Origin of the sequence: Cryobacterium sp. TMT2-4 (assembly GCF_004402575.1) — a bacterium.
Taxonomy (GTDB): domain Bacteria; phylum Actinomycetota; class Actinomycetes; order Actinomycetales; family Microbacteriaceae; genus Cryobacterium; species Cryobacterium sandaracinum.
The window spans coordinates 23335-44408 of sequence record NZ_SOGE01000020.1; the positions used below are offsets into that span (position 1 = coordinate 23335).

Annotated in this window: 20 protein-coding genes; 11 read left to right on the forward strand and 9 right to left on the reverse strand. The window is 66.2% G+C overall.

The features are described from left to right. Window positions 1-26: 26 nt before the first annotated feature. A complete protein-coding gene (locus E3O54_RS06050) occupies window positions 27-713 on the reverse strand; it encodes a TetR/AcrR family transcriptional regulator C-terminal domain-containing protein (protein ID WP_198411440.1) in 687 nt (228 codons plus the stop codon). A 113-nt stretch (window positions 714-826) separates the two neighbouring features. Between E3O54_RS06050 and E3O54_RS06055 the strand changes: the two genes are divergently transcribed. Beyond that, window positions 827-1528, forward strand: coding sequence for a DUF4386 domain-containing protein (locus E3O54_RS06055; RefSeq protein WP_134343173.1), 702 nt, complete (start codon window positions 827-829; stop codon window positions 1526-1528). 48 nt (window positions 1529-1576) lie between these two features. On the opposite strand, the gene E3O54_RS06060 is transcribed toward E3O54_RS06055, so the two are convergent. Continuing rightward, window positions 1577-4168: an AMP-binding protein gene (locus tag E3O54_RS06060; protein ID WP_166805207.1), complete on the reverse strand. Its 2592-nt coding sequence runs from the start codon at window positions 4166-4168 to the stop codon at window positions 1577-1579. A 320-nt stretch (window positions 4169-4488) separates the two neighbouring features. Between E3O54_RS06060 and E3O54_RS06065 the strand changes: the two genes are divergently transcribed. The 3 genes from E3O54_RS06065 to E3O54_RS06075 all read left to right on the forward strand — a co-directional run bounded on the left by E3O54_RS06065 (window position 4489) and on the right by E3O54_RS06075 (window position 8983). Beyond that, the gene (locus E3O54_RS06065; RefSeq protein ID WP_134401171.1) at window positions 4489-5187 is read left to right on the forward strand and encodes a hypothetical protein; all 699 of its coding nucleotides are present in this window, start codon (window positions 4489-4491) and stop codon (window positions 5185-5187) included. Between the two features lie 512 nt (window positions 5188-5699). Next, complete coding sequence (locus tag E3O54_RS06070) at window positions 5700-6515, forward strand: alpha/beta fold hydrolase (RefSeq protein WP_134343175.1); 816 nt, start codon at window positions 5700-5702, stop codon at window positions 6513-6515. 26 nt (window positions 6516-6541) lie between these two features. Then, window positions 6542-8983, forward strand: coding sequence for an SCO7613 C-terminal domain-containing membrane protein (locus E3O54_RS06075; protein WP_134401172.1), 2442 nt, complete (start codon window positions 6542-6544; stop codon window positions 8981-8983). Between the two features lie 9 nt (window positions 8984-8992). On the opposite strand, the gene E3O54_RS06080 is transcribed toward E3O54_RS06075, so the two are convergent. Continuing rightward, window positions 8993-9811 (reverse strand): GntR family transcriptional regulator, encoded by an 819-nt coding sequence (locus tag E3O54_RS06080; protein ID WP_104100074.1) that lies wholly within the window; start codon window positions 9809-9811, stop codon window positions 8993-8995. A gap of 114 nt (window positions 9812-9925) precedes the next feature. Between E3O54_RS06080 and E3O54_RS06085 the strand changes: the two genes are divergently transcribed. The 3 genes from E3O54_RS06085 (at window position 9926) to E3O54_RS06095 (ending at window position 14283) form a co-directional block, all read left to right on the forward strand. Continuing rightward, window positions 9926-11320, forward strand: coding sequence for an MFS transporter (locus E3O54_RS06085; protein ID WP_104100073.1), 1395 nt, complete (start codon window positions 9926-9928; stop codon window positions 11318-11320). A 56-nt stretch (window positions 11321-11376) separates the two neighbouring features. Then, window positions 11377-12507 (forward strand): nucleoside hydrolase, encoded by a 1131-nt coding sequence (locus E3O54_RS06090; protein ID WP_104100107.1) that lies wholly within the window; start codon window positions 11377-11379, stop codon window positions 12505-12507. A 105-nt stretch (window positions 12508-12612) separates the two neighbouring features. Then, a complete protein-coding gene (locus E3O54_RS06095; protein ID WP_134343177.1) occupies window positions 12613-14283 on the forward strand; it encodes an ABC-F family ATP-binding cassette domain-containing protein in 1671 nt (556 codons plus the stop codon). A 429-nt stretch (window positions 14284-14712) separates the two neighbouring features. Here E3O54_RS06095 and E3O54_RS16265 read toward each other — a convergent pair whose 3' ends face one another. The 5 genes from E3O54_RS16265 to E3O54_RS06115 form a co-directional block, all read right to left on the reverse strand. After that, window positions 14713-14859, reverse strand: a complete 147-nt coding sequence (locus tag E3O54_RS16265; RefSeq protein ID WP_166784818.1) for a hypothetical protein — start codon at window positions 14857-14859, stop codon at window positions 14713-14715. Between the two features lie 116 nt (window positions 14860-14975). Beyond that, window positions 14976-15620 carry a hypothetical protein gene (locus E3O54_RS06100; RefSeq protein WP_104100071.1) on the reverse strand — a complete coding sequence of 215 codons (645 nt, stop codon included), beginning with the start codon at window positions 15618-15620 and terminating at the stop codon, window positions 14976-14978. 277 nt (window positions 15621-15897) lie between these two features. Next, complete coding sequence (locus E3O54_RS06105) at window positions 15898-16611, reverse strand: GAF and ANTAR domain-containing protein (protein ID WP_104100070.1); 714 nt, start codon at window positions 16609-16611, stop codon at window positions 15898-15900. Then, window positions 16604-17323, reverse strand: a complete 720-nt coding sequence (locus E3O54_RS06110) for a GAF and ANTAR domain-containing protein (protein ID WP_134343178.1) — start codon at window positions 17321-17323, stop codon at window positions 16604-16606. The genes E3O54_RS06105 and E3O54_RS06110 overlap by 8 nt, the downstream gene beginning before the upstream one ends. 92 nt (window positions 17324-17415) lie before the next feature. Continuing rightward, window positions 17416-17910 (reverse strand): MarR family winged helix-turn-helix transcriptional regulator, encoded by a 495-nt coding sequence (locus tag E3O54_RS06115; RefSeq protein WP_134343179.1) that lies wholly within the window; start codon window positions 17908-17910, stop codon window positions 17416-17418. 221 nt (window positions 17911-18131) lie between these two features. Here E3O54_RS06115 and E3O54_RS16270 point away from each other — a divergent pair, with 221 nt between their 5' ends. The 3 genes from E3O54_RS16270 to E3O54_RS06125 all read left to right on the forward strand — a co-directional run bounded on the left by E3O54_RS16270 (window position 18132) and on the right by E3O54_RS06125 (window position 19530). Further along, window positions 18132-18392: a hypothetical protein gene (locus E3O54_RS16270; protein ID WP_158250226.1), complete on the forward strand. Its 261-nt coding sequence runs from the start codon at window positions 18132-18134 to the stop codon at window positions 18390-18392. Window positions 18393-18619: 227 nt separating this feature from the next. Then, the gene (locus E3O54_RS16275; protein WP_166785336.1) at window positions 18620-19351 is read left to right on the forward strand and encodes a glycosyltransferase family 2 protein; all 732 of its coding nucleotides are present in this window, start codon (window positions 18620-18622) and stop codon (window positions 19349-19351) included. Beyond that, window positions 19330-19530 carry a hypothetical protein gene (locus tag E3O54_RS06125; RefSeq protein ID WP_134343181.1) on the forward strand — a complete coding sequence of 67 codons (201 nt, stop codon included), beginning with the start codon at window positions 19330-19332 and terminating at the stop codon, window positions 19528-19530. Before E3O54_RS16275 ends, E3O54_RS06125 begins: the two co-directional genes overlap by 22 nt. 21 nt (window positions 19531-19551) lie before the next feature. Here E3O54_RS06125 and E3O54_RS06130 read toward each other — a convergent pair whose 3' ends face one another. Next, window positions 19552-20082, reverse strand: coding sequence for a pyridoxal 5'-phosphate synthase (locus E3O54_RS06130; protein ID WP_104100065.1), 531 nt, complete (start codon window positions 20080-20082; stop codon window positions 19552-19554). Window positions 20083-20156: 74 nt separating this feature from the next. Here E3O54_RS06130 and E3O54_RS06135 point away from each other — a divergent pair, with 74 nt between their 5' ends. After that, complete coding sequence (locus E3O54_RS06135; protein ID WP_134401173.1) at window positions 20157-21050, forward strand: NAD-dependent epimerase/dehydratase family protein; 894 nt, start codon at window positions 20157-20159, stop codon at window positions 21048-21050. Window positions 21051-21074 lie beyond the last annotated feature (24 nt).

Consider the following 21074-nt stretch of genomic DNA (forward strand, 5'->3'; position numbering starts at 1 on the left):
TCACGTGTGTCTCATGACGCCCTCATTCATTCAAAGGCCTGATCGGTGTCTCGCATGGTCTCGAGTCCGTCGAGCATGAGGTCGAGCCCGACCAGGAATTCATCCCCATAGGAGTATCCGGGCTTCAAGACGTGGTCGGCCGTGAGTTCAGCCAGGTACGGGTACTCGCTTGTGGGCAGCTGCGCCAGCATGATCGCGGCCATCGCTGCCGTCTCTTCCGGCGTGGTGAAGGGCAGGCTCTTCTCCTGCATCGCGAACCCGTAGATATAGCTGTCGACAGCGGAGAACGCGTGGGCCGTCTTCGCGATCGAGAAACCGCCGTTGCGGAAGGTTCCGATCACCCGGTCGTGGTGCCGGAGGGTGCCCGGTCCCGGGTTCGTTCCGGAGTCACGAACGGTCGTAGCCCAAGCATGACGGGCGAGGACATCCCGGAATGAGATCGAGCGCTTTCGGATTGCCGGCTTCCACGCATCGCTGTGTGACGGCAATTCGATCTCGCTGAAGATCGCATCGGCCATGGCGTTGATGAGGTCATCCTTGTTGGCCACGTGGTTATAGATCGACATGGCCTTCACGTTCAGGTCCTTGCCCAGACGCCGCATCGTGAGGGCTTCAAGCCCCTCAGTGTCGGCAAGGCGAACGGCGGCAGCGATCACCCGCTCGCGGTTCAAACGAGCTCGGGGTGCGGGTGCTGCTTCACGTGCTGCTGCCAAGTCTCTCTCCCGCACTCATATCCGTTGACAAGCCTTACCACGTACATATATCTTACTTACAACATAAGCATACATCGTAAGTTTTAGCCACAGATGCAGTAAGGATACGAGCCATGACCACTCACCTCCACCCCGCGCCCAGCGCCACAGCGCCGGCTGCCACACTCAACCCCTTCCGCTGGTCGCAGCGAACCGGAGCGCTCGTAACGGGCACCGCCCTCACGGCCATGGTGTTCCTCTCGATCTTTGGTTATTTCATCGCCGTCAACAGCCTCGTGACCGCCGGTGATGCGGAAAAGACGACCGATGCCATTTCCGCCTCGCCGGCGCTGTGGCTCGCCGGGATCGGCGCGCTGTGTGTCGTCGTCGTGCTGGACGTCGTCGCCGCCGCCGGCACCTACGCGCTCTTCAAGCCCGTCAGCCGTGTCGTCTCCGCTGGTGCCGGGTTGATCAGAATCGCTTTCGCCGGGTGGTTCATGGTCGCTCTCAGCCGGCTCGTGGTCGCCTTCACCAACCTCGACACCCCGGAAGCCGCGCTGGCCGACATCGAGTCGTTCTCGTCGATCTGGACCACCGCCCTGGGCCTGTTCGGGGTGCATCTCCTCCTGATCGCCTACCTGTCGATCCGCTCGGGCTTCATGCCGAAGGTCTTTGGAATCCTGATCGGTCTCGCCGGCATCGGTTACATTGCCGACCTCATCGGCCTGGTGGTGGCACCCGCCTTCACCCCGACCTTCGGCCTGTTCGGCTTCGTGGGCGAGACCGCCATGATCTTCTGGCTGCTCATCGGGGGACGGCGTCTCCCGCGTTCCTAACCGCACCCGACCTCACCCCGAACTATGCCCCGCTCATCCAGCCCAACCTCACCGCCGGCGACCGGCCGACGTTCTTGTCGCGAATACATTGGCCACAAGCGTGCGGGTTGCGACCGCGGGATGACGGGTCCACCAAGCGCTCAGTGCGGAATATCCTCGCCAGGCGAGGATACCCACCGCGAAGGAGGCAATGGTGGCGAGCAGCGGTACGTCGTCCCCGAAAAGCGGGAAGACCTGCCAATGGACGAGATATACGAACAACGATGCCGAGGCCGTGACGCTCAGCACCGACACCAGAATCCGCGGGACGGGGACGGCCGGAATCCAGAGGAGAAGAAGCAGTCCCGCAATCGTGATCGCCTCGCGGGCCGGGTCGCCGAAGAAGCCCGGAACGGAGAGCACGACGAGCGCAGAGCTCAGCACCCGCCGAGTGACGTCCGTGGAACGCGCGATGAGCCAGCCGAGAGCGATGAGCCAGAGCACGAACGGCAGCGAATAACGTTCGGTCGGCCCTGCCTCGACCCCTCCGGTCAGCAGCAGACGAAGCAGAAGCGCCCCCGCAAAGAAGGACGCCGCGAAGACGAAGGGGTATCGGCGCTCGATCCGGTCGAGCTGGGGCACGCAGAAGAGAAGCGCAAGGCCAAGGATCGTCCACACGACGGATTCCAGGAACCAGTACTGCCATTGCACCGTCCAGCGTTCGTCGCCGCCGAGCAGGTTGTGCAGCATGAAGACCGTCGCGGGTTCGTACATCCCTCCGATCAGGGCAACTCCACCGATCCACAGCACGGCCGGGACGAAGATCTGGACGGCGCTGCGCAGAAGCTTCCCGAGCCGTACCGGCCGAGGTACATCGGCGAACTGGAATCGGGCCAGGTTATAGCCCAGGATTCCGAGCAGCAGGTGAGCACCGCCCTGCATCTGGAAGAGGTTGGCGTGCGTCCCCGTGATGAGCGCGATGGCGATAGCCCGCAGCACTACGGATGTCTCCATGCGCGCCAGCGACCGTCGGGGTCGCGCCCCGGACGGTGCGGTTCGGCGGCTCGCCAACTCCCGGGCCGATTTCGCGGGCCAGTCCCTGGGGAGCGTGCCGAGCATCTGCTCGAGCCGCACCGAGACCTCGACGTAGCTGAGCGAGTCGCCGTGCAGCGCGACGAAGCTGTCGTCCAGGACCGCGTCCGGACGGTCAAGGAGGGTTGAGTAGAGCGCCCGAATATTTTCCGCCGTCACGGTCCCTCTGCGATCCACCAGCGGGACTTCTCGCTCGAGGTCCGCCGCCTCCCGAAGCAGGCTCGCGGTGTCTGGCTTGCCGCTGGACGTCAGGGGGAACTCCTCGACAAGGTGCACCCGGACGATGTGATCGGGCAAGCCAAGCGCCTCCGCGACGATCGGCGCGACGAGCCCGAGGGCCCACCGCTCTCGCACGAAGACCACAAGGCGTTCCTCAAGGTTCACCGCCCTCGCTTCGACACCGTCGTCGTCAAGGAGCCGTTCGACCCGGTCGAGGTCGATCCGCAGGCCGTATATCTTGACGAAGCGACTGCTCCGCCCGACGATTTCGAAGAGTCCGTCGTCGTGCTGGCGGGCTAGATCGCCGGTGCGCAGATCCCCCACTGTCGGTCCAGCGGCGAGTTCCTCCGGGCTCTCCGCGTATCCCATCATGACGTTCGGCCCGGTGTACACGAGGTTACCGACCGAGTGCTCGTCGGCGTCGTCGATGCGGAACTGCCCGCCCGGTATCGGGATTCCGATGGATTCAGGCCGGGTCGCCGCCAACTCCGGCGGCAGGTAGGCCATCCGTGCGGTCGCCTCTGTCTGTCCGTACATGACGACGAAGTCGAATCCACGTTCTTGCCCCAGCCGGGCGTAATCGCGCACCCGGTCGGGGCCGAGCCGGCCGCCGGCCTGAGTGATGTAGCGCAGGCTCGAATGTTGGCGCCCAGCGAATCCGGTCGAATCGAGAAGGTCGAAGGTGTAGGGAACGCCGGCGAAGGAGGTGGCCCCTGCCGCGTCGAACTCGTTCCAGAATGCAGACTCGACCACAGAACGCTCGGTGAGGAGCAGGCTCGCCCCGGAGATCAGGTGGCTGTTCACGACTGAGAGGCCGTAGCAGTAGTGCATCGGCAGGGTTGTGGCCGCCCGGTCCTGCTCGGTCAGGGCGAGGTAGTCGGCGATGCTTCTCGCGTTGCTGCGCACATTCTCGCGTGACAGCCGAACGAGTTTCGGCGATCCTGTCGAGCCCGAGGTGCTGAGCAGCAGTGCCAGCTCAGGGTGCAACGTGTGCCGGCTTCCCTCGCGTCGCTCATCCAGACGCCATTCGCCGCCGACGGGCGCCAAAACCACGTCGGGGTCGTAACGCTCAAGGAGCCCGTTCCTGTTCCGCTCCTGGCTCGGCTCGTCCCCGTCGCCTGCGACGAGGAGAACTGGATGCCCCGCCGCGAGCGCGGCGAGATAAGTCACCAGGGGCTCCAGGGCGTTCGCGCACGACACCATGACGAGTCGGCGGCCGTCTCCCAATAATTCACGCCGGTCACGGACAAGTTCGTCCAGTTCGGCGTAGTTTATGGTTCCATTCGCGGTCACGAGGGCAGTCGCGGACGGATCGCCGGAGAGGAGTCGGAGGGCCTCAAGACCGCCCATCGGGTCGCGTCGGGTGCTCCTCAGTGGTTCTACCGCGCATATCCTTGCGGGCGGGAATGCATCGTATGTTTTGTCGGTGCGCACGGCTGTCTCTGGTCGAAGTTTGCCCCCGCAGTCACACTGAGGCAAGGCTAACCTTAGTTCACGAACCCTGTGGATGGACCGGCAAACCTGCGACGAGGAAGTCGTCTCTCCGAGACCGAATCGGATGACCGACACGCACCCGGCCTTGTCTACATGACCAAACCTCATTACTGTCCGCTCCGAACCACCAATGATCAACGGGAATTCCTCGTTGACCGCTGACCAAGGAGTAAATCGTGAAACGACATTCCATCGGGATTCTCGGAGTTTCGACTGTTGCGTTGTTCGCCGCAGCCGTACTCGGATCCGGAGCAGCTCAAGCGCAGACCACGCAATCCGAACGCACCCCCAAAACGGTGACGTTGACCGCGAACCTCACGGAACTCAACGGATCCGGGGCATCCGGAACTGCAACCGCGACAGTTCGCAACCAGAAGATCAAGCACATTGAAGTGCACGCCTCCGGGCTGATGCCAGAGGCCCCGCACGCTCAGCACATTCACTACGGCAACCAGGCGATGCAAGAGTGCCCCACCATCGCACTGGACAGCAACGGTGATGGTCGCCTGAACACCGTGGAAGGGATTCCCGCCTACGGACCGGTCGTCGTCTCACTGACGACGACAGGGGACACCTCACCGGCCAGCTTGCTGGACGTCACCCGGTTCCCGGTGTCTGAGGGCGGCAGCTACCACTACAGCCGCGACAATCTCCACATCACCAAGGTGGGGGGAACCGGATACCCCGGCCCCAGCGGAACAGGAACGGCGAAAGAGATCGCTGATTCCATCCGCGAGGGCGAAGGCGTCGTCGTGATCCATGGCGTCGACTACAACGGCAACGGCGAGTATGACTTCAGCCGAGGTGCAAGCGAACTCGACCCGAACCTGCCGGCAGAAGCAACGGATCCGGCCGCCTGCGGCATCCTGGAATAGACAACACCCTCAGCACGACTCTGGGTTGAAAGAGCCTATGGCCCATCCTGCCGGATGGGCCATAGGCATGCCGAAATCACCGTCGCGGGGAGAGGTGGTCGTGATGTACGCGTTCATGGTGTTCCTCGTATTTTTCGGCCACGCGAAGCGAGCAGGAGTTCGCGGGGCAACCCGGACACACGAGTCCTCGGACTTGCCGGCTCAGTCCCGGCGCAGTGAACGGGGCATTGATGGGGGCGTCGCGCGACTCTGGGGCGATCGCCATGGGGTTGATCCACTGGTCCCAGGTCGTGGGTCCAATTCATGGGGCCACGTCGTGGCCCAGAACGGCAGACAACCAACTAATCGATCGGCGTCGATATATCGAATGTGACTCTTGCCCCGATGGATGTCAATCTGTCCACCTGCATACCCGTCACCCGGGTTGGGGTCGCCGGTATTCAGCGGTCACAGATTCGTGCGCTCACGGTAATTCCCTTGCCGCGGCGCCCGCCGCACGCCTACGCTAAATCATGCCTCACCTCACCGTTCCGGGCGCGTCGCTCTACTACGAGACAGCCGGCCACGTATCGTCACCGGCACTCCTCTTGCTGCACGCCGGCATCGCCAATTTGCGCATGTGGGACCCGCAGATCGACGCGCTGGCTGCCGGCCACTTCGTCATCCGTTTCGATAGCCGCGGATGCGGCCAGACGACCACCGAGAACGTGGAGTTCTCGCCGCGTGCGGACGCCCTCGCAGTTCTCGACCACCTCGGGGTGGCGTCGGCCACGCTGATCGGGTGCTCTCGCGGAGGCGGGACCGCCATCGACCTGGCTACGGAGAGCCCCGTCCGCGTGGACGGCCTGGTGACCGTCGGAGCCGGGCCCAGCGGATTCCCCGAAGTTGAACTGACCGATCTCGAGGACTCCCGGTTCGACGAACTGGATGCCGCGTTCGACGCTCAGGACTGGCACCGTCTGGCGCGACTCGAGGTGGCGCTCTGGGCGTTCGGCCCACTGCGCACCGAGGCCGACCTCGACCCCGAATTCGTGGCCACGGCCTACGCGCTGGGCCGAGTCAACGCCGTGCATGCGGAAGAGTCCCCGACGCCGATTCCGCTTGAGCCGCCCACTTTCAACCAGGTCAGCGACATCGAGGTACCCGCGTTCGTCTCGGTTGGTGAATTCGACATCACCCCGCATCTCGCCGAATATGAGTACCTCCTGTCGACGCTCCCTGACGTCACCGGCTTCACCTTCCGCGACACCGCCCACCTGCCGAGCGTCGAACGCCCGGCGGATTTCAATCGGGTGCTCGTGGATTGGCTGGCGGAGCACCGGCTCTAGTCCGGCGCGGCAGTATTTTCCCCCGGTTGACCGCGCACGCACCCGTTAGGACGGCCGACCAGTACCCTTGCGCCATCGGAATCTGGCTGCGGCTGCACGGCAATTCCGGCACCGCACGGATCGAGCGTGTCGTGGCCCTCGGCGCAGCCGCACCAACGCTGCTCGCGCTGATCTGGTCCGTGCGGCAGACGACGGATGCCCCCGCGCCCGTCGACGGCATCGCCGTCGCGACCGCGGCATTACTCGTCTGCGCCCTCGGCCTCGTACTCGACACGGTGGGGGCACGTGACACGGCCTCGAACACCCAAGGGCGGACGGACCGGCTCGCCCTCGAGGCCGGCGCGGGCCTGATTCTGGTTCCCGGCACTCTCCTGACTCTCGCCGCCGGGAGCCCCCTCGCCTGGCTCGTGCTGCTGCTGGTCGGCGCGACCGCCCTCGTCACGGCGATCACCCCGGACGGGCTCTTCGGCTCCCGGTCACCGCGACGCCATCTTGGCTGGCTCGCCCTGCTGCTCGGCACGGCCGGCCTCTGGGTCGGGCTGAACCGCGTCGGCACCGAGGCCCCTGAGCCGTACGTGCTCCCGGTCGCCGGCATGCTGCTGGTCCTGGCCGTGCTGATCCGCCGGTTCGGCCGCATTCCTCGGGCTGCAGCGGCAAGCCCGGCCGCGGCGCTGCTCACCCTGGCCGGCCTGCTCGTGGCGATCGTGCCGCTGGCGCTCGCCTCGGCCTCCGGCTCGCCCGCGCGTCCGATCGTCATGGCCGCGGCGTGCGGCGTGCTGCTGCTGGGCTCTGCCGTCGCGCGCTGGGGGCCATCACGATCGGCGTACCTTGCCGCCGCCTGGACGAGCGGAGCAATCGGGCTCCTGGTGACCAGCATCGTGCAGCTGATGCGCGTGCTCGGCGCACCCGGCGCACCCGATGCGCGGCTCGAATGCTGGTTGTTCCCGCTCGCTGCCGCGGCGGCGGGGGCGTTCCTGATCGGCGCCCGCACCGACCCAGCGGCCCTCCGTCCGCGCACCATCGCGAGCATCACGCTGCTCGTGCTGGCGCTGGCGACCGTGACGACGGCCGAGATTGCCGCATTCACCGGGGCCGATATGACCGATGACGCCGCCGTGACCGCGGTGCGTGCATCCGTTCTCGTGCTCGCCCTCGGGGTCGTGCACGTGCTGGCCGCGTGGCGGCTGCGCGCGCCCTTGACCATGGCCGTCGGCTGGGTTGCGGCGGGGCTGGCCGGGTTCGCCCTGATGAGCGCCGTGGGGACGCAAGCGACCGAACCGTTCGAGTTCGTGACCGTGCCGCTCGGCCTCGCTATCGTCGTCGGCCAGGTGCTCGCCGGGCGCGCGCGACCGGCCGACACCGAGGCGCCGGTCGCCGTGCGGGCCCGCTGGATCACGGCCGGACTGGCCCTGGCCCTGCTGCCCGGCGCGGTGGTCGGCGGCACGGGCGATCTCCTCCGCCCCGTGCTGGCCCTGACCATCGGCGGTGCGTTCGCCGTCAGCGGGGCGCTCCTCCTGGTCCGGCCGCGCTGGGCATCCCTCGCCTGGCCGGCCCTCGGCATCGGCGCGCTCACGGTTGTGCTCACGGTTGTGCTCACGGCCGCATCCCGCATCCAGCCGCTGCTCGAGCTCGCACCGAACGGCCCCGACACCCGGCTCGAGGCATGGCTGCTGCCCTCGGCGCTGATCCTGGCGGCCGTCGGCACAGGTCTCGTCACCGTCACCCGGCGCACCGATGAGGGTACCGGCCCGGGCCGCAGCGAAGCGACGGATGCCCCCGCGCTGCGCCTCGGTTACGTCCTGTTGGTCCTGGCGACCGTCGGGGTTCTCGCGGCCGAGGTGGCCGCACTCGGCTACGAGCCGCTGGCGACCATCCGGGTGATCCTGCTCGTCTGGACTTTCTCCGCGCTGCACCTGGCGGCGTTCTGGTACGACGACAGCCGACTGGGCCGGATGGTCGCCTGGGTGGCGATCGGGGCTGGCGGCGGCGCCGTGGTCGCCGGGTCCGCGTACGCGGCGCCGGCCACGGTGGAGATCGTGAGCGTTCCACTGGCCATCGCCCTGCTGGCCACCGGTTGGTTGCACCTCGACGTCACGCCGGCCGCGCGCAGCCGGCGCTGGCTTGCTCCCGGGCTGCTCGTGCTGCTCGTGCTGCTCGTTCCGTCGGTGCTGCTCGACATCACCGAGAGCCCGCTCTGGCGGGTGGTGGGCCTCGGCCTCGTTGCCACCGTGGTGATCGTGGTCGGTGCCGTGCGCAAGTTGCAGGCTCCGTTCGTGATCGGCGCGATCGTGCTGATGCTGCACGCGGTGGCGCAGCTCTGGCCCTGGATCTCGCTGGCCTACGGCGCGGTGACGTGGTGGCTGTGGCTGGGCGTGGGCGGCGTCATCCTGATCGTGCTCGCGGCCCGCTACGAGCAGCGGATCGCGAACTTCAAGGCGATCTCGATGACTATCTCGGCGCTGCGGTAGCGGCCCGGCTCAGGACTGCACCGCGTGGCTGATCGTCAGCTGCACGAAGTCGGTGTTGATCAGGGCCTTCGAGAGATAGAACGGGCGCCCGTCGTGGTCGAGAGTCTGGGTGAGGATGAGCACCGGGCTGCTGGCCGGCAGCCCGAGCAGCTTGCCGCGTGTGGCACCGGGAACACCGAGCGTGATGTCGGTTTCGCCGGGCCCGAAGATCGGACCGAGCACTGCGATCAGCGCGGCGAGCGCACTGTGTCCCGCAGCTCCCGCGTCACCCTGGGCGTTCGCGTCGACGCCTGCCTCGGACACGGCCGCCACCGCCGCCTCGCCGAGCCGGCTCAGGCGGTCTCCCGGCACATGCTCCTGGATCAGGGCGATGGGTGCACCCTCCCGGGTGATGACGCTCTCGAGAAACCATGAGGCCTCGTCGGTGCGGATGCCGATGGCGTCCGCAGTGAACGCGGGCGACGCGGACTGCAGCGCAGTCTGGGTGCGGCGGACGTGCACGGTCGGTCCGGTCTCGCTGAGAAGCTCCTCGATCGGACGGATCTTCTGCAGCCCGAGGTGAGGCAGCCGGTCGGCGACGAAGCGCCCGATGCCCCGGCGCGAGCGCACGAAGCGGTCCTCCTCGAGAAGCATGAGGGCCTCCCGCACGACCGTGCGGCTGACGCCCATCGCCGTGCCGAGCTCGGACTCCGATGGGAGCAGGGAGGCGATCGGCAGGGATCCGTTGCGGATCGCCTCGGTGATGCGCGAGTACACCGCCACCCGCAGCGGCAGACTTCCATTGGTCTCGAGCGGACCTGCCAGGGCCGCCTCCGTGCGTCGATCCATTCGTTCTCCCCTGGTCGGTGAGTCGAGCCTATCGTGTGATCTCACGCACTTGTATAACAAGCATGTACACTGAGCGTGTCGACCTTGTGTTTGCTCCAATGAAGGAGTCGTGTCATGCTCGTGCTTTCCTCCGAAGCCGCTCCCGTAATGGGGCGCGCCCGCGCTCCCCGGGCTCCCGGAGTGTTGATCGGCACGCTGGTCCTGGCGATCCTGACGTTCCAGCTGAATGCCACCCTCCTCTCCGCCGCCTTGCCAGCCGTCGGCGCCCAGTTGGGCGAGAGCATGCAGGATGTCGCCCGGGTGCAGTCGGTGTTCTTCCTTTCCGGCGCCGTTTTCGGCATGGTCTTTTCCCGCTGGAGCGATTTCCTCGGCCGCAAGCGCAGCCTCGTGATCGTACTGACGCTGCTGCTGATCGGCACCGTCATCTGCGCCCTCGCACCGAGCCTCCCACTGCTACTGCTCGGCCGGGTGCTGCAGGGCGCGTCCAACGCCACCTTCACGATCTCCTTCCTCCTACTCTCGGAGCGCCTGAACAGCCGCCTGTTCGGCATCTCGGTCGGCATTATCACCTCGGTCAACGGCGGCCTGTTCGGCGTCGACGGCTTTCTCGGCGGCTACGTGACCGACACCATCGGCTGGCGGTTCCTCTTCGTGTTCACCCTCGGCCTCGGGCTGGTCGCAATCAGTTGCGTCGCACTCTTCATTCCGCAGGATGATCCGCGCACCCAGGACGGGTCAATGGACTGGTGGGGTGCCGGCATCCTGTCCCTGTTTCTAGTGCTGCTCACGAGCCTGATCTCGCAGGCGTCGTCGTCAGGCTGGGCCGACCCGCTCACGCTCAGTTACCTCGTCGGGGCGGTCGTCAGCGCGGTCGTCTTCGTGCTCGTTGAGAGGCGCACCCGACGGCCGCTCATTCCCATCCACGCGCTGCGTTCCCGCCGGGTGTGGCCGCTCCTGCTGTCCACGGTGCTCACCCTGGCCGGGGTCTTTTCCGCGCTCAACTTCACCGTGGTCTTGCTCAGCCAGAACAATCAGGTGGGTTACGGGCTCTCCGCCTCGATGTCGGCGCTGCTCTACCTCACCCCGACCGCGTTCGTCGGCGTCACCGCGGCGATCTTCTCCGGCTGGATCGCCGTGCGGATCGGTTGGATCACCGCGCTGCGGCTGAGCAGCGGCGTCATCACCCTGATCACGGTCGGCCTGGCCGTGTTCGCGATAGACCGCTGGCTGGTTTTCAGCCTGCTCATCGTGATGGGCGTCTTCTACCTCGGCCTGTTCCAGAGTTCGGTCAACGGCGTCTCCGTGCTCAACTCGCCGCCCGAGGCGCGCGGGGCCCTGCCCGGCCTGAACGGCGCCTGCTTCGGCATCGGCATCGGCATCGGCATCGCCCTCGTCGCCCCGGTCGTGGCCGCGGGCACGGTCGCCGGCTTCCAGACGGCCCTGTGGATCTCCGCGGGTCTCACCCTGGCATCCTTCCTGGCCTCCCTGATTCTGCGCCCCGCCGCATGAACTCCCGCACCGCTTCTGAACCCCTGAACCAGCACCATGAGAACGGATGGTCAACGATGACTCCCACGACGGCTCCCCACCCCCGCCCGATCTACCTCGACTGCGACACCGGGATCGACGATGCGATGGCGCTTGCGTTCTTGCTGGCGACACCGGGCATCCGTCTGGTCGGGATCGGCACGGTGAGCGGATGCGTCAACCCGGCCGTCGCCGCGGTGAACACCCTGAGCCTGCTCGCTACCGCCAGGCGTGACGATATCCCGGTCGCGGTCGGCGTCTGGGAGCCCGTCAGCGGGATCTCCCGGCGCGGGACCGCCCACATGCACGGCCGCAACGGGATCGGGGACGTGCTGCTGCCCCGCTCGCGGCGGCACCCAGTCGACGACAGCGCCACGGAGCTGCTGATCCGGCTGGCGCACGAGTATCCCGGCGAACTGGAGGTCATCGCGGTCGGCCCGCTGACGAACCTGGCCGAGGCCCTCTACCTCGACCCGGAACTTCCCCGGCTCGTGCGTCGCGTCACCATCATGGGCGGCGCCGTCTTCGCGCCCGGCAACGTCGGCAAATTCGCCGAGGGCAACATCGCCGCCGACCCCACGGCCGCCGCGGACGTCTTCGCGGCCAGCTGGCCGGTGACCGTGGTCCCGCTCGACGCGACGGCGCCGCACACCTTCGACGAGACCCACCGGCGGGCACTCGCCTCGGCCTCGGGGCTGACCCAGCAGGCACTGGCCGCCATGCTCGGCACCTGCCTGACGCAGTGCGGCACGCAGTTCAGCACGCGGCGTTTCGCCCTGCATACCTCCATCGCCGCGGCCTTCGCAACCGGCGCTCTTGAGGCCGAGCGGGCGCCGACCCTGCGCATCTGCGTGGACATGAGCGCCGGCCCGCGCCACGGCCAGACCCACTTCGCCAAGGTGGAGGCGGCGGCCGGGGGGCCTGTCACCGCGGGGCCTGCCGGGCAGAATCCGCACGAGGCCCGGGTCGTGCTGTCCATCCGGCGAAACGCCGCGACGCTGCTCCTGGAACGAATCCTCACCCTCGCACCCGCTGCGACTTCGGCTCAGGCTTTCGTGCCGGCTGCCGCTGAGGCCGTTGTTGTTCCGGGTCAGGCTCAGGCTCCGTCCGGAGCCCGAGCACAGGCGCCCGCTCGGACCCGTAGGCAGGCGGAACCGGTACCAGCCTGAGCCGCCGTCTGCATCCGTCGGCATCCGTCGAGCCGCTCTTCTTGAAGACTTTCGCAGCACGCCGTGACGCGCGCAACCGCAGTGCCAGTCTGAGAAAATAGACGAATGACCGCAACACTCGTGGCCAAGGGCCTGACCGGCGGGTACGCGCACCGCACACTCTTTGATTCCCTCGACCTCACCGTCGCGCCCGGCGACGTCGTGGGTGTCGTCGGTGTGAACGGATCGGGCAAGTCCACGCTGTTGAGCTTGCTTGCGGGCCTGTCCGAACCGCAGTCCGGCACCGTCAGCCTCGCCCCGGCCGATGCCTTCGTCGGCTGCCTGCCGCAGGAGCACGAGCGTGTGCCCGGTGAGACCGTGGCCGGTTACATCGCCCGGCGCACCGGCTGCGCCCAGGCGACCCTCGAGATGGACGACGCGGCATCCACTCTCGGCGATGCATCACCGAGCCCGCGACCCGACGGCCTCGACCCGGCCGACGTGTACTCGGCCGCCCTCGAGCGCTGGCTGGCCAGCGGCGCCGCCGATCTCGATGAACGGATGCCCGTGGTGCTCACCGGCCTCGGTCTCACTTTCGGCACCGAGCTCGCCGAGCACACCCTGATGACGTCTCTGTCCGGCGGGCAGGCCGCGCGGGTCGGACTGGCCGCCCTTCTGCTGTCGCGCTTCGACATCGTTCTGCTCGACGAACCCACCAACGACCTCGACCTCGACGGCCTGGAACGCCTGGAGTCCTTCGTCACCGGCCTCCGCGGCGGCGTCGTGCTCGTCAGCCACGACCGTGAGTTCCTGGCGCGCTGCGTGACGCGCGTGCTCGAACTCGACCTCGTCCAGGGGGCAAACCGGGTCTTCGGCGGCGGCTACGACTCCTACCTGGAGGAGCGCGAAACGTCCCGCCGGCACAAGCGCGAACACTACGACGAGTTTGCCGAGAAGAAGGCCGACCTCGTGGGCCGGGCCCGCACCCAACGCGAATGGTCAAGCCAGGGCGTGCGGAACGCCATGAAGAAGGCACCCGACAACGACAAGATCCGACGCAAGGCATCCGCCGAGTCCAGCGAGAAGCAGGCGCAGAAGGTGCGGCAGCTGGAGAGCCGCATCGCGCGCCTCGAGGAGGTCGACGAGCCGCGCAAGGAGTGGCAGCTCGACTTTACGATCGGGTCCGCGCCCCGCTCGAGTTCGGTGGTGTCCACGCTGAGCAACGCGGTGCTCCGCCAGGGCGATTTCACCCTCGGCCCGGTGTCGCTGCAGGTCAACGCGGGTGAGCGCATCGGCATCACCGGGCCGAACGGGGCCGGCAAGTCCACGCTGCTGCGCGCGCTGTTGGGGCATCAGGTTCCGGATGCCGGCACGGCCAGCCTCGGTGCCAGCGTCAGCATTGGCGAAATCGACCAGGCCCGGGCCCAACTCGATGGCACCCGGCACCTCGCCACCAGCTTCGAGGAACTCGTGCCCGATCTGTCCACGGCCGAGGTGCGCACCCTGCTCGCAAAATTCGGCCTCAAGGCCGACCACGTCCACCGTCCGGCCGCGGACCTCTCCCCCGGCGAGCGCACCCGTGCCGGCCTGGCGCTGCTGCAGGCGCACGCCATCAATCTACTGGTGCTCGACGAGCCCACCAACCACCTCGACCTGGCCGCCATCGAGCAGCTCGAGCAGGCCCTCGAGTCCTACGAGGGCACGCTGCTGCTGGTCACCCACGACCGACGGATGCTGGCCAACGTGCACACGGACCGGCACTGGCGGGTGGACAACGGCCAGGTGACCGAGGCGTAGGTGAGCGGACCCTATTCGATTGGTGGAGTCGCTCCCGGAAAGTCAGAGCTGACTGCACCGAGTGGACGCGGCTGAGCCCAGGCGGAGCGTCGTGTCCGGTGTTGAACCAATTCGACGGAGAATCTGCCGGAAAACTGCAATTTCAGGCTCTATGGGGGCGATTTGGGCAGAATCTCCGTCGAATTCGTTCGAGGAGAGTCACTGCCAGACCTCGCGGACAACCGCCGCGAACCCAAATCCACGATCCCTCACGGCTGTCAGGCCCCTCGCATCAAGGACTCAGTAGCCGTCGGCCGGTCCTACCGGGGTGGTGCCGGCGATGCTCCAGTGCCGACCGCTGTCGACTGTCTCAGCTTCTTCCCAGTTTTCGTCACCGTCAGCGGCGTCTGCCAGGTGCAGGGCCGGTGGTCGCGGCGCAGACGGATTTCTTCAGTATCCCGGGCGGGTACTGCCGACGTTCTTCGGCCGGCGGCGCGACGTGCGAACCTTCTGCATCGCGGCCTTCCCCTGCGGGCTGCGCAGGTACTTGGTGACCACGGTCAGGATTACGGGGATGTACTTCAGCAGGCGCGCCATGGCGGTCTCATTTCTGTTTAAAATTTTGGGTACGAGAGTGCGGTAGCGGCTGGGCAGACCTGCGCCCGCCCAGCCGCCCGGTGCAGGTGTTGGATATGAGTGTTAGGTGCTGGCCGTCAGCGGCCGAGTGCTTCGCGGTCGACGCGGCGGTGGAACCGCATGCCGGCGAGTCCGCCGACGATTGCGCCGATGAGGCTGATCAGGACGATGACGATCGCGGTGATGATGCTGCCTGCCGTGAGACCGTCCGGATTGAGCGGGATGCTGGGCAAGCTGTTCAGGTTCCCCAGAACGTTGAGTTCACCGCCGGCAATGACCCCGAGGATCCCGGCGACGGCAGCGATCACGATCGCCCAGACCCAGACCGCGATTCCCTGCTTGATTCCGTTGAAGCGGGCCATCCGACCGGCGACGTAGCCGCCGCAGAAATATGACACGAAGACCACAACCGCGAGCACAATCGCTCCGACCAGTGCCATGGTGCCGGCGTTCTCGGCAGCAGTTCCGGCAGCTTGGTCTGTGGAATCGGCCCCGCCCAGGCCGACTGCGGCTCCGACCGCAGCGAACAGGGCGGTGAGGATCACCGCGGTCCCGGTGGCGGTGAGCCAGCCGAAGAAAGCCGATCCCCACTTGATCCCGCCGAAGCGGGCCTCGTCGCGGCCGACGGCCTTATCACGGTCGGCGACCTCGTGGCGGTTGGTCGCCCCATCGCCCGCGGATACCGCAGCATCGGAGCCGTGGTCGTCGATGTTTCGATTCATGTTTAGACCGGATGAATCGTATGTTGCCATGTTGATATCTCCTCTACTGATACAGATATGAACCTCAGAGAGTCAGGACGACTTCGCTCAGCCGCGTCACAGGAGAATCGATGGAGTGGACGCGATCGGAGCGTGTCCCGCCGAGACAGAATCTGTCTTCAGCGAGAATCTCTTAACATGTAGTCGTATTTCAGAGGGTGTTCGTCACAGAAATCAAGCAGGGAATTTCGCGCTCCGGGAGGATTCAGGCGCTCTGAGAGGCGCGGGGGTCTCCCGCCTAGATGACAAGGGTCTGGTCGACCAGCCCCTGAGCAACCTGGGACAACAACAAGTGGTTACTGCGAGCGTGATTCCTCAGCAACGCGAATGCGTCCTCCATCGAGACTCCGCGGGAATGCGAGATCACGCCTTTGGCTTGCTCGATGAGGACTCGGGAGTTCAGCGCAATCGTCAATTGCTCCCGCACCGAGTTGCTTTCTCGGAGCGTGCGTTCCTGCAGAATCCCGATCGTGGCCACATCGGCCAACGCCTGGGCCGCGCGCACATCCTGTTGGCGCAGGGCGCCGGGAACAGTGGACAACAAGTTGAGGGCGCCGATGGTAGTCTCACGCAGCCGCAACGGAATCGCATGGACCGCAGCAAAACCCTGCTCCCTGGCACTGTCCCGAAACCGCCGCCACGCGAGCGGGCTGTCCTCCACGTCCGGCAGGGACACGACCGACCCGGTAATGAAACACTCGACACACGGGCCCGCCCGAGCGCTCAGTTGCATCACCTCGACAAGCCTGCTGGCTTCGCTGGTGGAAGCGACAACTTCGAGCTCTCCGTTTTCGTCGGCCAGGAGAATACCTGCCGCCGCAATATCGAAGAGCCCGGCGCAACTCTCCACCAGTGTCTGGAGGAGCTCCACCACGTCATAACCGGCAACCAGGGTGTCAGCTAGGGTCGCGAACGTTTCGATCAGGCGGTCTTCTCTCGTTTCATCAATCATGAGACCCTTCGATCTGGTTTTCATTCACCGCAAAAGTCAATCGCCGGTCGATGATCTCCTCCGCGATCTCCTGCACAGATCGGCCGACGGCGAAGGCATGGCCCTGGATGATCAGACGGGCGTCCAGGGCAGAAATCCCCAGTTGGGCCAGCACCATGCCTGTGGCCTGATGCACCTCACGTCGGGAGAATTGTTTGCGCGTGTCGGTTTCACCCTTAATGTCGCTCTGGGACAGCCGGATGGCACGGGCGAGAACGAGCCGGCTGACGACGGTCGCGAGGGCTGCAGTGTGCTGGATATTCAGATCACTGAGATGACTGGGCCGACTCGTGTACAGGTCGATCGCCCCGATGCGCAACGGCCCCAACGACAAAGGAAAAGCAAAAAGCGCGCCCAGATCATCGGCGATGATTGCCTCCGAGAACGCCGGCCAAACCCGGTTCGGTCGTTCGCGAATGTTCGGCTCGAAGATCGGCGCCCCGGTTTCTAGAGCATCCCAACTCGGACCCTCGCCCAGATCGAATTGCAGCTCGTCCAGCCGCATCGATTGGGCGTCGCTCGCCGAGATTGTCTCATCAGGGAGAAAGTCACCGAACGTCGAGATTGACACGCCATCCACTGGCAGTACCCCCAGGAACGGCTCGAACAGACGGGACTCGCTGCCTGTCAAAGCGGACAATGCCTTTTCGGCAACCGCGAATTGATCACGCATGGCAATCCCTCCTGCGATTCTCGCTGCTGCTCCTTTTCAAACGTGGCCAAGTCATTTTCCGAACGTACCCCGCCACGTCCGAAACGGGAGGCTCAAGAAGCCTTCACGACCGATATTTGAGTTCCAGCAAGTCTTTCTTCCAGGTCGTAGCCGAGCGCCGCAGCGATATTCAGCAGCTGCGCCTCGAGCAGCTCCTGTTCAGCACACGACATTTTCCTCTGAGCTTCGCCGATCCGTGCACGAAAATCACCGTAGATGCTATCCATCAGCGTCTCGCCCGTCGCAGTCAGCTCCAGGAACAGGCTCCGCCGGTCATTCGGGTTGGCAACTCGGCGCACGACATCCCGGGCGACCAACCGGTCAGAGATCGCGGTGACCGCACCCATCGAGAGATCCGTGGAACCGGCCAAAATCTTCGGTGTCACCCGGCCCGCTTCCGAAATTCGAAAAAGAACCCGTATCTCAGAACCCGTGAAGCCATCCTTCGCCGCCATCCCGGCACGCGTCTTGTCCAGCGCTCGAAGCAGAACGACCACCGCAGCAGCAACACCCTCGAGAACCTGGACGGAGCCACTTTCCTTGAACATGGTTTCCTCCCGACATCAACGAAAAGTACTCAGCTGGATCTGCGGCACATTTCCGCCTCCACCCTATCGACGACGTGCATCATCTTCCAACATAAAATAGTTTGAAATTCAAACTGATCGCTATATATTACTCTCCGACGCCAATTCTTAGGGCATCGTCCGATCTCTGCTGAACCACCACGTGGCGCTTCAGGGTCCGCTGAGAGACAGGGTCTATTTCCATGAACGAGTACCGTCTGACCGTGAATGGCGACCGTTACGTTGTCGACACCGACGATGACCTGGCAGCATGGAAAACCTCCGTGGCCGACGCGGTGCAGCGCGGTGGAGGATTCATCAATGTGATCAATTCCGCCGGGTTCTTGACTACGCTTCTGATCACCCCGAACTCGACCGTCACGCTGCAACAAGTCCGCTCCCAACGACCGGAGCCCTGGACCCAGCTTCTCGCCGAGGAGGCCTTCACCTACGAGGACTTCTAGCTCTCCGAACTGGTGTCTTCGGCAACTCCTCAGCGGGCCCGTCGCGGCGTACGTTTGTAGTAACAACCCGGGGGACAGATGCCGCAGCCGTGAGTCACACAGCCCGCACCTGGGGCTCACATGCCCGCGCTCCAACCGCGCCGGCACCGCCGGCATCGCCGACAGCGTGCGCTGAGCCCGCTGCCCTCCACCGGACGCCCGGGCGCCGGCTCTGCCTCTCCGTCGCCGTGAAGTTCTGGCTGTCCGTTCTGTTCGCGCTCAGCTGGACCGACGCATCCGTTTGGATCTCGCTGCCGTGGATCCAGGACCTGACCCGCCTGACCGGCGAACCGGCGGCGTGGATCATCGTCTCCCTGGTGGCATTCCTGCCTGGCTTCGTGGTGGCGTTTCTGAGCCTGTCGCTCCTGCTGGATCGCCAGCCGCCGTTCCGGGTCCCCGATCCGGTCACCCCCCTGACCATCATCGTGGCCGCCCGAAACGAGCAGGACGGTCTCCGGCAGGCGATCCGCTGCATCGGCGGGAGCGATTACGCCGGCGAGGTGACGGTGATCCTCGCCGACAACGGCTCCGATGACGCTACGGCGCGGTTCGCCAACGTCGCCGCCATCGAATCCGACGTGGACCTGCTGGTCGTGCGGCAACCTGTCCCCGGCAAGTCGAACGCGCTGAACTCCGCACTGACCCACGTGACCACGCCCTATCTGATCACGGTCGACGCGGACACGCTGCTGCACCGGAAGGCCCCGCGCCACCTGATCTCCCGGCTTGAATCCGCCCCGGCAGACACTGTTGCCGTGGCCGGCGCGGTTCTCGTGCGCAACTCCCGCATCAACCTGCCCACCCGCATGCAGGAGTGCACGGGCTGTTCTGGGTGCCCGGCCTCGTGCTGTTCGCCGTCTTCGGCAACACGGCCGTGGTCTCGATCTGGGCGCTGGCCGTGCTTCCGATCACCCTGGTGATCTACGGAAGTCTGCGCATGTTCCAGAGCCGCCGGGTCTTCGGTCCGCTCGGTCTGGAAATGCGACGCAACCGGTTCGGCTACCTGGCCTATCTGCTCGGCGACCAGGTGCTGTGTTCCTACGCGTCACTGGTCGGCTATGTGCAGTTCCTCACCGGGTCCGCCCGCCGCTGGAAGTAGTCCCCCTCAGCCCGAGCGCGCTCAGCCCTCGGCGGGAATCAGGTAGCGGTGGCGCACGTGCCGGCGGCCGGGGTCGGCCTGCCAGAATTCGACCTCGACCGGGCGCAGGGCGTACAGCTGCCAGGTGGGGTTCTCTGATCCGTCGGCGCCGGGCCGTTCGGACCAGTCGGCCGCCGAGGCATCCGTCGACAACTCGGCGACCGGGCCGACCACGCGCACCTGGCGGCCCAGCGCCGACCAGAAGAAATTCATCGCGGCCAACGGATGCTCCGTCAGCTCCCGGCCCTTGCGCGACGCCCGCGAGGTGGCGAAGTGCCAGCCCTCGGCGTCGAGATTCTTGAGGATGAGCATGCGCGACGACGGCATGCCCTCGGCGCCGACGGTCGCCAGGCTGAAGGCGTGCGGCTGGGAAACCCCGGCCGCGAGGGCCTCATCAAGCCACGACCGGAACAGTACAGCCGGGTCGAGTGGCGCCGATGCCGGGTCGAAAATCGGCAGATCGACGGGAAAATCCGGCAGGGAACGCAGCATGCTGCGGAATGATTCGCTCACCCACCGAGCCTACTGCGTCGACTGTCAGCGTTCAGAGAGTGCCGCTAGCGTTGGAAGCAGACAAGAGGAGCGAGATGAAGGTACTCATTGCAGGATGCGGGGACCTCGGCACGGAGGTGGGCCTGCGTTTCGCGGCGCTCGGGCACCGGGTGGTGGGGTTGCGCCGCAACGCGGCCGTTCTCCCCGCCGGTATCGAGGGCCAGTCCGTCGACCTCAGCGCGCACAAGCCGGTCGTGCCGGCCGACACCGAGATCGTGATCGTGGCGATCGCCGCGGGCAACCCCAGCCCCGCGGTCTACCGGGCGGCCTACGTGGACGGTCTGCAGAACCTCCTCGACGCGCTCGACGAGGCCGGCGTCACGCCCCGCCGCGTGCTGCTGGTGTCGTCGACCGCCGTCTACGACGTGTCCGACGAGAGCTGGGTCGACGAGCAGACGCCGGCCAACCCGCGGCCGGGCACCGACGCCATTCTGCTCGAGGCCGAACGGATGCTGCACGCCCGCATCCCCGCGGCTGTCGTCTTCCGCCTGTCGGGCATCTACGGCCCCGGCCGGGAGCGCCTGATCACCCAGGTGCGGAGCGGCCGCACCACCGCGTCGGCCTCGGCCCGCCACACGAACCGCATCCACCGGGATGATGCCGCGGCCGCGATCGTGCACCTGATGCTGCGGGAGGAAGCACCGGCGACCCTCTATCTCGGCGTCGACAGCGCGCCGGTGCGCGGCGGTGAGGTGCTGGCGTTCCTTGCCGAGGAGCTTGGACTGCCGGCCCCTAAGCCTGAGGCACCCGGCGCTCCCGGCACAACGACTGCCGCGCCCACTCGGCCCGTCCTGCGGGACAGCCAGCGCGGAGGCGACAAACGCCTCCGCAACCATCTGCTGCTGGGCACGGGTTTCACGTTCAGCTATCCGACCTACCGCGAGGGCTACCGGGCCGTGCTGGCCGGCCGGGGCATCCGTCACCCGTAGCTCAACCGGGTTCGGTGTGAACCA